The sequence below is a fragment of the Pantoea sp. Acro-807 genome, assembly GCF_011752675.1.
GTDB lineage: Bacteria > Pseudomonadota > Gammaproteobacteria > Enterobacterales > Enterobacteriaceae > Pantoea > Pantoea eucrina.
Genome location: NZ_VWXE01000003.1, coordinates 401,808 through 414,224 on the forward strand (window position 1 = coordinate 401,808; position 12,417 = coordinate 414,224).

At 56.2% G+C, this 12,417-nt stretch carries 10 protein-coding genes; 8 read left to right on the forward strand and 2 right to left on the reverse strand.

Annotated features, from left to right (window positions below):
* Positions 1-69 precede the first annotated feature (69 nt).
* The 3 genes from pyrG to queE all read left to right on the forward strand — a co-directional run bounded on the left by pyrG (position 70) and on the right by queE (position 3,902).
* Positions 70-1,707, forward strand: coding sequence for a glutamine hydrolyzing CTP synthase (pyrG, locus tag F3J39_RS10550; protein ID WP_071668542.1), 1,638 nt, complete (start codon positions 70-72; stop codon positions 1,705-1,707).
* Positions 1,708-1,783: 76 nt separating this feature from the next.
* Positions 1,784-3,082 (forward strand): phosphopyruvate hydratase, encoded by a 1,299-nt coding sequence (eno, locus tag F3J39_RS10555; protein WP_065648317.1) that lies wholly within the window; start codon positions 1,784-1,786, stop codon positions 3,080-3,082.
* A gap of 148 nt (positions 3,083-3,230) precedes the next feature.
* On the forward strand, positions 3,231-3,902 hold the full coding sequence (queE, locus tag F3J39_RS10560; RefSeq protein WP_039379876.1) for a 7-carboxy-7-deazaguanine synthase QueE: 672 nt from the start codon (positions 3,231-3,233) through the stop codon (positions 3,900-3,902).
* Between the two features lie 145 nt (positions 3,903-4,047).
* On the opposite strand, the gene F3J39_RS10565 is transcribed toward queE, so the two are convergent.
* Together F3J39_RS10565 and queD are read right to left on the reverse strand one after the other, a co-directional pair.
* Positions 4,048-4,647, reverse strand: a complete 600-nt coding sequence (locus F3J39_RS10565) for an inorganic diphosphatase (RefSeq protein WP_166714157.1) — start codon at positions 4,645-4,647, stop codon at positions 4,048-4,050.
* A 247-nt stretch (positions 4,648-4,894) separates the two neighbouring features.
* Positions 4,895-5,257: a 6-carboxytetrahydropterin synthase QueD gene (queD, locus tag F3J39_RS10570; protein ID WP_104085513.1), complete on the reverse strand. Its 363-nt coding sequence runs from the start codon at positions 5,255-5,257 to the stop codon at positions 4,895-4,897.
* Positions 5,258-5,550: 293 nt separating this feature from the next.
* Between queD and cysJ the strand changes: the two genes are divergently transcribed.
* The 5 genes from cysJ to cysD all read left to right on the forward strand — a co-directional run bounded on the left by cysJ (position 5,551) and on the right by cysD (position 12,413).
* Complete coding sequence (gene cysJ, locus F3J39_RS10575; RefSeq protein ID WP_104085497.1) at positions 5,551-7,356, forward strand: NADPH-dependent assimilatory sulfite reductase flavoprotein subunit; 1,806 nt, start codon at positions 5,551-5,553, stop codon at positions 7,354-7,356.
* Complete coding sequence (gene cysI, locus F3J39_RS10580) at positions 7,356-9,080, forward strand: assimilatory sulfite reductase (NADPH) hemoprotein subunit (RefSeq protein ID WP_039379868.1); 1,725 nt, start codon at positions 7,356-7,358, stop codon at positions 9,078-9,080. The genes cysJ and cysI overlap by 1 nt, the downstream gene beginning before the upstream one ends.
* Entirely contained in the window at positions 9,077-9,811 is a 735-nt protein-coding gene (locus tag F3J39_RS10585) for a phosphoadenylyl-sulfate reductase (protein WP_039379866.1), read from the forward strand. The genes cysI and F3J39_RS10585 overlap by 4 nt, the downstream gene beginning before the upstream one ends.
* 268 nt (positions 9,812-10,079) lie before the next feature.
* Positions 10,080-11,495, forward strand: coding sequence for a siroheme synthase CysG (gene cysG, locus F3J39_RS10590; RefSeq protein ID WP_071668539.1), 1,416 nt, complete (start codon positions 10,080-10,082; stop codon positions 11,493-11,495).
* Between the two features lie 9 nt (positions 11,496-11,504).
* Complete coding sequence (gene cysD / locus F3J39_RS10595; protein ID WP_039379862.1) at positions 11,505-12,413, forward strand: sulfate adenylyltransferase subunit CysD; 909 nt, start codon at positions 11,505-11,507, stop codon at positions 12,411-12,413.
* The last annotated feature ends 4 nt before the right edge of the window (positions 12,414-12,417 follow it).

A 12,417-nucleotide genomic window follows, 5' to 3' on the forward strand; every position in this document is an offset into this window, starting at 1 on the left:
GACTTCGGGTATACTGCTTTCCCGTCCTGGTTATTCCATCGTCTTTAAACCTAAACTCTCAGGTTCAGCATGACAACGAATTATATTTTTGTGACCGGCGGGGTCGTTTCCTCTCTGGGCAAAGGCATTGCCGCAGCCTCCCTCGCAGCTATCCTCGAAGCACGTGGTCTGAATGTGACCATCATGAAACTCGATCCGTATATCAACGTTGATCCGGGTACCATGAGCCCGACACAGCATGGTGAAGTGTTTGTCACCGATGACGGGGCCGAAACCGATCTGGATTTAGGTCACTACGAGCGCTTCATTCGTACCAAGATGTCGCGTCGTAACAACTTTACGACCGGTCGTATCTACTCAGAAGTGCTGCGCAAAGAGCGTCGCGGCGACTATCTGGGCGCCACGATCCAGGTGATTCCCCACATTACCAATGCCATCAAAGAGCGCATCATCGAAGGTGGCGAAGGTCATGATGTCGTGCTGGTTGAGATTGGTGGCACCGTAGGCGATATTGAATCCCTGCCGTTCCTGGAAGCGATTCGCCAGATGGCGGTAGACGTGGGCCGTGAACACACCATGTATATGCATCTGACGCTGGTGCCATATATGGCGGCAGCGGGTGAAGTGAAAACCAAGCCTACTCAGCACTCGGTTAAAGAGCTGCTGTCGATTGGTATTCAGCCAGATGTGCTGATCTGCCGCTCCGATCGCGCGGTACCTGCTAACGAGCGGGCGAAAATCGCGCTGTTCTGCAACGTGCCGGAAAAAGCGGTTATCTCGCTGAAAGATGTCGATTCCATCTACAAAATCCCGGGCCTGCTGAAGTCGCAGGGTCTGGATGACTATATCTGTAAGCGTTTCAGTCTGAACGCGCCGGAAGCTAACCTTGCCGAGTGGGAGCAGGTTATCTATGAAGAAGCGAATCCGGGCGGGGAAGTGACTATCGGTATGGTCGGCAAGTATGTTGAGCTGCCGGACGCCTACAAGTCAGTGATTGAAGCCCTTAAGCACGGTGGTCTGAAAAACCGCGTAACCGTCAACATCAAGCTGATCGATTCGCAGGATGTCGAGACGCGCGGCGTGGAGATCCTCAAAGATCTCGATGCAATTCTTATCCCCGGCGGTTTCGGCTATCGCGGCGTGGAAGGCAAGCTGATGACGGCGCAGTACGCGCGTGAAAATAACATCCCGTACCTTGGCATCTGCCTCGGCATGCAGATTGCGCTGATGGAGTTCGCGCGCAATGTGGCCGGGATGGAAGGCGCCAACTCCACCGAATTTGTGCCAGACTGTAAATACCCGGTTGTCGCGCTGATCACTGAATGGCGTGATGAGCATGGCAACGTTGAGCAGCGTACTGAGCAGAGCGATCTGGGCGGCACCATGCGTCTGGGTAGCCAGCAGTGTCAGCTGACGCCGGAAAGTAAAGTGCGCCAGCTCTACGGTTCTGATGTGATTACCGAGCGCCACCGTCACCGTTATGAAGTCAACAATCTGCTGCTGAAGCCGATTGAAGCGGCGGGTCTGCATATTGCGGGCCGTTCCGGCGACGATCAACTGGTTGAGATTATTGAAATCCCGAACCATCCGTGGTTTGTGGCCTGCCAGTTCCATCCGGAGTTCACATCGACACCGCGTGATGGTCATCCGCTGTTTGCCGGTTTTGTGAAAGCCGCGCAGGAGCACCAGAAGCGTTTAGCGAAGTAAGAGTTTACGAACAACGCGCGAACTTTTCGCGCGTTGTTTGTCTTAGGATTGACTAACTTGTACTGAGGAAAATCGAATGTCCAAAATCGTTAAAGTCATTGGTCGCGAAATCATCGACTCCCGTGGCAACCCGACTGTAGAAGCAGAAGTGCATCTGGAAGGCGGTTTCGTTGGTCTGGCGGCGGCTCCATCAGGCGCTTCTACCGGTTCACGTGAAGCACTGGAGCTGCGCGACGGTGATAAGTCTCGCTTCCTGGGCAAAGGCGTAACCAAAGCGGTTGCTGCGGTTAACGGCCCAATCGCTGACGCGGTAAAAGGCAAAGATGCCAAAGACCAGGCGAACATCGATAAGATCATGATCGAGCTGGACGGTACTGATAACAAATCCAACTTCGGTGCAAACGCCATTCTGGCTGTTTCTCTGGCCGCAGCGAAAGCTGCTGCAGCATCAAAAGGCCTGCCGCTCTACGCACACATTGCTGAGCTGAACGGCACCCCAGGCAAATACTCTATGCCACTGCCAATGATGAACATCATCAACGGCGGTGAGCACGCGGATAACAACGTAGATATCCAGGAGTTCATGATCCAGCCTGTGGGCGCGAAAAATATCAAAGAAGCCATCCGTATGGGTTCTGAAGTATTCCACAACCTGGCTAAAGTTCTGAAAGCCAAAGGCATGAGCACTGCAGTCGGTGATGAAGGTGGCTATGCGCCAAACCTCGGCTCTAACGCTGAAGCGCTGGCAGTTATCGCTGAAGCGGTAAAAGCAGCGGGCTATGAGCTGGGTAAAGATATCACCCTGGCGATGGACTGTGCCGCATCTGAATTCTATAAAGATGGCAAATATGTTCTGGCTGGCGAAGGCAACAAAGCGTTCTCTTCCGAAGAGTTCACTCACTTCCTGGAAGATCTGACCAAACAGTACCCAATCGTCTCTATTGAAGATGGTCTGGATGAGTCTGACTGGAACGGCTTTGCTTACCAGACCAAAGTGCTGGGCGACAAAATCCAGCTGGTGGGCGACGATCTGTTTGTCACCAATACCAAAATCCTGAAGGAAGGTATTGATAAAGGCATCGCGAACTCTATCCTGATCAAATTCAACCAGATCGGCTCTCTGACCGAAACGCTGGCTGCAATCAAGATGGCGAAAGATGCGGGCTACACGGCCGTTATTTCTCACCGTTCAGGCGAGACAGAAGATGCAACTATCGCTGACCTGGCGGTAGGTACTGCAGCTGGCCAGATCAAAACCGGTTCTATGAGCCGTTCTGACCGCGTAGCTAAATACAACCAGCTGATCCGTATCGAAGAAGCGCTGGGTGAGAAAGCGCCGTTCAACGGTCTGAAAGAAGTGAAAGGCCAGGCGTAATCGCCCGCCGGTGCTGCTCTGTGCAGCACGGTTTGCCTGAAGCCCCGCCCAGTGCGGGGCTTTTTGTTTTTCAGGGCACAAAGCGGCTGTGAAGCCGCAGTAAAAATCTGCCATAATCTGCGCCCCGAATGAGAGACGTGAGTGAAAAATGTTCTACCCGATTAACGAAATGTTCCAGACGCTGCAGGGCGAAGGGTTTTATACCGGCGTGCCGGCCATCTTTATCCGCTTACAGGGATGTCCGGTGGGATGCAGCTGGTGTGATACCAAACATACCTGGGAGAAGCGCGCGGATCGGGAGACCTCACTGGGTGATATTCTGGTAAAAACCGTGGAGAGCGATGCCTGGGGAAGTGCAGACGCCGCCACGCTGATTGAGACCATCGCCCGGCAGGGCTGGAGCGCGCGCCACGTAGTGATCACCGGCGGCGAACCGGCAATTTTTGACCTGCGTCCGCTAACAGAGGGTCTGGAAGCGCACGGGTTCCAGTGTCAGATCGAGACCAGCGGCACTCATGAGGTGCACTGCTCTGCGGCAACCTGGGTTACAGTCTCACCTAAGGTGAATATGCGCGGAGGCTACGATGTGCTGCTGCAGGCGCTGACGCGCGCGGATGAGATCAAGCATCCGGTGGCGCGCGAGCGTGACGTTGAGGCGCTCGATGAGCTGCTGGCGGAGCTGCATGACGATAAACCGCGTATTGTGGCGCTGCAGCCGATCAGCCGCGGCGATGCCGCAACCCGGCTCTGTATTGAAACCTGCATCGCCCGTAACTGGCGGCTCTCTATGCAGACGCACAAGTATCTGAATATCGCCTGATTCACAGCAGGGGCGCATCAATGCGCCCCCTACGCACATATCCACAGGGGCGCCATTTATGGCGCCCGGATAGAAATCGCACATCGGCCAGGGACGCATTAATGCGTCCACTACGCACATACCGCTAGGGGCGCGCCCGGGTCAGCTACTGCTTCGCTTTATATGCGTCGAATGCCTGCTTAATCTCTGCTCTGGCCTTAGCGGCATCTTCAAAACCGTTGAGCTCGACCTTCTTACGGCCATCCGGTAACTGTTTATACACCCGGAAAAAGGCTTCCAGCCGCTGCTGCTCGATTCGCGGCAGATCGCTTATCTCTTTAATATCATCATAGGTTGAATCAATTTTGCTGGCGGGCACGGCGACAATCTTGTCATCCACCTCACCGCCATCAATCATCTTTAGCACGCCAATCGCGCGCAGCTTAATCAGGGTGCCGGGCTGTAACGGCGCCCGGGCGTAAAAAATCACATCCAGCGGATCGTTATCGCCACTCAGTGACTGAGTCAGCGAACCGTAGTTGGCGGGATAGGCGACCGGCATAGACTGAAAACGGTCAGCCACGATAAACCCGGTTTTAGCATCGGTTTCATATTTGATCGTCCCGCCTGCCGGAATTTCTGTCACCGCATAAAACTCCGCCGGCATACTCTCCGGCTGGGGAAAATCAAGTACGTTTTGCGCCTGAACGGCAGCAGAGGCAGAGATAAAAACAGCAAGCAGAGAAAGGTGTTTCACAAGGTTCATTGTTGATTCTCTTGAGCTTTAACAGAGGAGACAACAACGTAGAGGGGGATCGTTACAAAGAGATGAATCAGCAGTAATCGGCTGTTCGAAGATTAATACAGGTATCACAGCGGTTCAGAGACCGGCACCTGTGGTTCCACGTTGCAGGAAGGCGGCAACCGCGTTCATCCTCAGGCGCTTACATGAGTAAGTGACGGGGTGGACAAGGGCAGCCAGCGCACCTGCAGCGTGGAAGAGGCCGCTCTGGTCAGCCGCGGTAAACGCAGCCTGCCGTACAGGTCTCTTTGATCATGACCGCGCTCAGCACCGGCAGCACCGGCTTAAGCTCATCCCAGATCCACTTCGCCAGCACTTCACTGGTGGGATTCTCCAGACCCGGAATATCGTTCAGGTAGTGATGATCCAGCCGCTCATAAAGCGGACTGAAAATCGCTTTCAGTTCAGCAAAATCCATAACCCAGCCGGTATACGCATCCACTTCACCGGTTATTTCCAGTCGCACCAGAAAGGAGTGGCCGTGCAGACGACCGCATTTGTGCCCTTCAGGCACGTGAGGTAAGCGGTGAGCCGCTTCAAACTGGAACTCTTTAAACAGCGTGGTAGACATAATCACTCTCAAACGAAAAAACCGCTGAAGTCTACCTCAAAAGCAGATTTTTCGCACCCGTGGGGGTGTAAAAGCGCATTTAACGCGATCCGGTAACGCGTCTGAAGATAAAAACCATATTTTACAAAGGGATAATTTACCACTTTTGGCGGTTAGCGATACCCGAAAAACCGCTTAGTCGTTTTGGTTATTTATTATGTCGAACCCTTATTTAATCGTTAATATACAGCTCGGTAACCTACCTCCTCTTCCACCGCTTCTCGGTCCGGACTTCTGACACTGGAATTTTTAACGCGATGACGACTCAGGCACCCCCAGGCTCCATGCTGCCGCTCTCTCCGGAGCAACTTGCGCGCTTACAGGCGGCGACTACGGAATTTAATACGACTCAGCTTGCCTGGCTTTCGGGCTACTTCTGGGGCATGGTCAACCAGACCCCTGGCGCGGTGGCGACACCTGCAGCTCCGCCAGCGGAAACCCCGGGCGTCACGCTGATTTCAGCCTCGCAAACCGGCAACGCGCGTCGCCTGGCAGAACAGCTGCGTGATGATCTGCTGGCAGCGAAACTGAACGTGAATCTGGTTAATGCCGGCGACTATAAGTTCAAGCAGATCGGCCAGGAAAAGCTGCTGGTTATCGTCACCTCGACCCAGGGCGAAGGCGAACCACCGGAAGAGGCGGTGGCGCTGCATAAATTCCTGCTGTCGAAGAAGGCACCGAAAATGGATGGCGCGGCGTTTGCCGTGTTTGGTCTTGGCGACACCTCTTACGAATTTTTCAGCCAAGCGGGCAAAGATTTCGATAGCCGTCTGGCCGAGCTGGGCGCAGAGCGCCTGCTGGATCGTGTCGATGCGGACGTTGAATATAGCGAGCTGGCCAGCGCCTGGCGCCTGCAGCTGACCGATCTGCTGAAGGCGCGCGTGCCGGTCGCCCCTGCGGCGCAGATTGCGGCCAGCAGCGCCGGCAGCGTCAACCTGGTTGATAGCAGTCCTTATACGAAAGAGCTGCCGCTGACCGCCAGCTTTGCGCTGAATCAGAAAATCACCGGCCGCCTCTCTGATAAAGATGTGCGCCATATTGAGATCGATCTCGGTGATTCCGGCCTGCGTTACCAGCCGGGTGACGCGCTGGGCGTCTGGTATGAGAATGATGCAGAGCTGGTGCAGGAGCTGCTGCAGCTGGTGTGGCTGAAAGGCGATGAGCAGGTAACGGTGCAGGGCAAAACGCTGCCGCTGGCTGAAGCGCTGCAGACGCAGTTTGAACTCACGGTCAACACGCCGCAGATAGTGGAGCGCTACGCTGCGCTGTCGCGCAATGAGGCGCTGCTGGCGCTGACGGAAGATAAGCAGAAGCTGCAGAGCTATGCCCAGAGCTTCCCGATTGTGGATATGGTGCGCCAGGCGCCCACCGAACTGAATACAGAGCAGCTGACGGGCTTACTGCGCCCGCTGACGCCGCGCCTTTACTCTATCGCCTCCTCCCAGGCGGAGAGCGAAAGCGAGGTGCATATTACGGTGGGTGCGGTGCGGTATGAAATCGATGGCCGTCAGCGCGGCGGCGGTGCTTCCACCTGGCTTGCCGACCGTGTGGAAGAAGAGGGCGCCATTCGCGTCTTTATCGAACACAATGACAACTTCCGCCTGCCGGCCAATCCGGATGCACCGGTAATTATGATTGGTCCGGGCACCGGCATTGCGCCGTTCCGCGCCTTTATGCAGCAGCGTGACAATGACGGCGCCGGGGGTAAAAACTGGCTGTTTTTCGGCAACCCGCACTTCACCGAAGATTTTCTCTATCAGGTAGAGTGGCAGAAGTACGTTAAGCAGGGGCTGCTGACGAATATCGATCTCGCCTGGTCACGCGATCAGGCTGAGAAAGTCTATGTACAGGATAAAATCCGGGCGAAAGGCGCAGAGGTCTGGCGCTGGATCGAAGAGGGCGCTCACCTTTACGTTTGTGGCGATGCGAATCGCATGGCGAAAGATGTGGAGCAGGCATTACTGGATGTGGTGGTCGAACACGGCGGCATGGATCGTGAAACGGCTGATGAATTTTTGAGTGAGCTGCGCATTGAGCGCCGTTATCAGCGAGACGTTTACTAATGAGCGAAAAACACCCTGGACCGCTGGTGGTTGAAGGTAAACTTTCTGACGCCGAGCGTCTGAAAAAAGAGAGCAACTATCTGCGTGGCACCATCTTAGACGATCTCGACGATGGCCTGACCGGTGGGTTCACCGGCGATAACTTCCTGCTGATCCGCTTTCACGGCATGTATCAGCAGGACGATCGCGATATTCGCGCCGAGCGAGCTGAGCAGAAGCTGGAGCCGCGTCACGCCATGATGCTGCGCTGCCGTCTGCCGGGCGGCATCATTACCCCGACGCAGTGGCTGGCGATTGATAAGTTTGCGGCTGAAAAAACGCTCTATGGCAGCATCCGCCTGACGAACCGGCAGACGTTTCAGTTTCACGGTATTCTGAAAAAGAACGTGAAACCCACGCATCAGATGCTGCATGAAGTGGGACTCGATGCGCTGGCGACCGCCAATGACGTTAACCGCAACGTACTCTGCACCTCAAATCCGGTTGAGTCTGAGCTGCATCAGGAAGCTTATGAGTGGGCGAAAAAGCTCTCTGAGCACCTGCTGCCGCAGACCCGCGCTTATGCGGAGATCTGGTGGGATAAGGAAAAAGTTGCGACCACAGATAAAGAGCCGATTCTTGGCGAAACCTATCTGCCGCGTAAGTTTAAAACCACCGTGGTGGTGCCGCCGCACAATGATGTCGATCTGCATGCTAACGATCTCAACTTCATTGCGATTGCTGAGCACGGCAAGCTGATAGGTTTCAATGTGCTGGTAGGGGGAGGCCTCTCTATTGAGCATGGCAATAAAGCGACCTACGCCCGTACCGCCAGTGAGTTCGGTTTCCTGCCGGTGGAGAAGATCCTCGATGTGGCCGCCGCGGTAGTGACCACGCAGCGCGACTGGGGTAATCGCACCGATCGCAAAAACGCTAAAACTAAATATACCCTTGAGCGCGTGGGCGTTGAGACGTTTAAAGCGGAAGTGGAAAAGCGTGCCGGTCTGACTTTCGCGCCGGCGCGTCCGTATGAATTCACCACCCGCGGCGATCGTATCGGCTGGGTTAAAGGCATCGACAACAAGTGGCACCTGACGCTGTTTATCGAAAATGGTCGCCTGCTTGATTACCCGGGCCGTCCGCTGAAAAGCGGCATCGCTGAAATCGCCAGAGTACACCAGGGTGATTTCCGCCTCACCGCCAACCAGAACCTGATTGTGGCTGGCGTGCCGGAGGCGCAGAAAGCGCAGATTGAAGCGATCGCCCGCGAGCACGGCCTGATGGAAAGCGTAACGCCGCAGCGTGAAAACTCGATGGCCTGCGTAGCGTTTCCGACCTGTCCGCTGGCGATGGCAGAAGCGGAGCGTTTCCTGCCATCATTTGTTACCAAAGTCGAAGAGATCATGCATCGTCACGGCGTGGGCGAAGAGCATATCGTTCTGCGCGTAACCGGCTGCCCGAACGGCTGCGGTCGTGCGCTGCTGGCGGAGCTGGGGCTGGTTGGCAAAGCGCCGGGTCGCTACAACCTGCATCTCGGCGGGAACCGCGTGGGTACGCGCATTCCGCGTATGTACCGCGAAAATATCACTGAGAGCGAAATTCTGGCCACGATTGATGAACTGGTGGCGCGCTGGGCAAACGAGCGCGAGGCCGGTGAAGGTTTTGGTGACTTCACGATTCGCACCGGTATCGTTAAAGCGGTGACGGATCCGGCTCGTGACTTCTGGGACGCGGAGGCTGTATGACCCTGCCCGATCTCGCCGTACTCAACAGCGGCAGCAAAGTTGACCGTATTATGGCGCTGGCTGAAAGCAACGTGCAGCTGGAGAAACTCTCTGCTGAAGCGCGCGTCAGCTGGGCGCTGGAACAGCTGCCGGGGGCCTTTGTGCTCTCATCCAGTTTTGGGATCCAGGCGGCGGTGCTGCTGCATATGGTGACGCAGCAGCGGCCGGATATTCCGGTGATCCTCACCGACACCGGTTACCTGTTCCCGGAAACCTATCGCTTTATCGATGAGTTAACGGCAAAGCTTAACCTTAACCTGCAGATTTTCCGTGCGGAAACCTCGCCCGCATGGCAGGAAGCACGCTACGGCAAACTGTGGGAGCAGGGCGTGGACGGCATTGAGCAGTATAACCAGCTCAATAAAGTGGAACCGATGAACCGGGCGCTGAGCACGCTGGGCGCACAGACCTGGTTTGCCGGACTGCGGCGCGATCAGTCAGGCAGCCGTGCCAGCCTGCCGGTGCTGGCGGTACAGCGCGGTGTCTTTAAGATCCTGCCCATTATCGACTGGGATAACCGGCAGGTGCATCAGTACCTGAAACAGCACGGCCTGAGCTACCACCCGCTGTGGGATGAGGGCTACCTTTCGGTGGGTGATACCCATACCACGCGAAAATGGGAACCGGGCATGGCAGAAGAAGAGACGCGCTTCTTCGGCCTCAAGCGCGAGTGCGGTTTGCACGAAGGCTAACCACCATCCACAGGGCGAATTTTCGCCCTGTTTTTTGTTTCCCTCTCACGCACCTCTGTTAATTCCTAAAGTCATGCCCGGCTGGTTACAGCCGAAATCGTGCTGCCTGGAAAAAGCGTTATAAAATCAATTCTTAAGCAGAAAAACGCATCAGCTTTGCCAGCGCTATATTCCATTTGGTAACTACTCATGCGAAATCGTAATTTCATCTGGCGGAATAGCGCGACGTATAGTCGCGGTAACTTATTGTAAAACTAGCAAGGTTATCGTGGATTATCTGCCCCTCTTTGCCGATCTCAGACAGCGTCCGGTGCTGGTTGTCGGCGGTGGTGAAATCGCTGCCCGTAAAATTGAACTGCTGCGCCGGGCTGGCGCGCGCATCCTGGTGGCCGCCCGCGAGCTGGGGCATGAACTGCAGGCGCTGGAGGCAGAACAGGCCGTAGAGTGGATAGCCCGCAGTTTTGAGCCGGCTCAGCTTGACGGCGTATTTCTGGTTATTGCTGCCACCGACGATAACGCACTTAATTCACAGGTGTTTGACGCCGCCAACGCGCGGCACAAGCTGGTTAACGTGGTGGATGACCAGCCTAAATGCAGCTTTATCTTCCCTTCTATTGTTGACCGCTCACCGCTGGTGGTGGCGATCTCATCCAGCGGCACCGCGCCGGTACTGGCGCGGCTGCTGCGGGAGAAAATCGAAGCGCTGCTGCCGGCAAACCTGGGTCAGATGGCCGCGCTGGCAGGAGAGTGGCGCGACAAAGTCAAACAGCGCTATCGCAAAATGTCCGATCGCCGCCGCTTCTGGGAGCGCGCCTTTAATGGCCTGTTTGCCAGCCAGATGGCGGCCGGTAACGTCAGCGCCGCACGCCAGACGCTCGATCGCGAACTGGAACATATCAGCGATAACCAGGGCGAAATTGCGCTGGTCGGCGCGGGTCCTGGCGACAGCGGTCTGCTGACGCTGCGCGGTCTGCAGGTGATGCAGCTGGCTGATGTGGTGCTGTATGACCATCTGGTCAGCGATGAGGTGCTGGATCTGGTGCGGCGCGATGCCGACCGCATCTGTGTTGGAAAACGCGCCGGCGCCCATTCGGTGCCGCAGGAAGAGACGAACCAGCTGCTGGTATCACTGGCGCTGCAGGGCAAGCGCGTCGTGCGTCTGAAAGGCGGCGATCCCTTTATCTTTGGCCGCGGCGGCGAAGAGCTGCAGGCGGCGAAAGCGGCAGGCATTCCGTTCCAGGTGGTGCCGGGTATTACTGCCGCCGCAGGCGCGACCGCCTATGCCGGTATTCCGCTGACGCACCGCGATTATGCGCAGAGCGTGATGTTTATTACCGGCCACTGCCGCGCTGACGGCGATGGCATCGACTGGCCATCCCTCGCGCGTGCGCGCCAGACGCTGGCTATCTATATGGGCACCGTAAAAGCAGCGGAAATTGCCGCCGGTCTGATTGACCACGGCCGCGATCCGCTGACGCCCGTGGCGGTGATTGGCCGCGGCACGCGTCAGGATCAGCAGGTGCTGACCGGAACCCTGAATCAACTTGAGGTGCTGGCAGCCGCCGCGCCGACGCCTGCGCTGTTAGTGATTGGCGAAGTGGTGAACTTGCACGGGCAATTAGCCTGGTTTCAACATTCTGCACAGCAGGGGGCTCGCGAGTCCGCCGTTGTCAATTTGGCTTGAGGAAAAACTATGGACCAAAATCGTCTTACTCATCTGCGTCAGCTGGAAGCAGAGAGTATCCATATCATCCGCGAGGTGGCGGCCGAGTTCAGCAATCCGGTGATGATGTACTCCATCGGCAAAGACTCCTCGGTAATGCTTCATCTGGCGCGTAAAGCATTCTTCCCGGGAACCCTGCCGTTTCCTCTGCTGCACGTGGATACCGGCTGGAAATTCCGCGAAATGTATGAGTTTCGCGACCGTACGGTGAAAAACATGGGTGCCGAGCTGCTGGTGCACCGTAATCCGGAAGGCGTGGCAATGGGGATCAACCCGTTTGTTCACGGCAGCGCCAAACATACCGATATTATGAAGACGGAAGGGCTGAAGCAGGCGCTCAACAAATACGGTTTTGATGCCGCCTTTGGTGGCGCGCGCCGTGATGAAGAGAAATCGCGCGCGAAAGAGCGCATCTACTCTTTCCGCGATCGCTTTCATCGCTGGGATCCCAAAAATCAGCGTCCTGAGCTGTGGCATAACTACAACGGCCAGATCAACAAGGGCGAAAGCATTCGCGTATTTCCGCTCTCTAACTGGACCGAACTCGATATCTGGCAATACATCTTCCTGGAAAACATCGAAATCGTACCGCTCTACCTGGCCGCGCCGCGCCCGGTACTGGAGCGCGACGGCATGCTGATGATGATCGATGACGATCGTATCAACCTGCAGCCAGGTGAAGAGATCACCGAGCGCATGGTGCGTTTCCGTACGCTGGGCTGCTGGCCGCTGACCGGCGCCGTAGAGTCTGAAGCGCAGACGCTGCCGGAGATTATCGAAGAGATGCTGGTCTCCACCACCAGCGAACGCCAGGGACGCATGATTGACCGCGACCAGGCGGGATCGATGGAACTGAAAAAACGCCAGGGTTATTTCTAAGGAG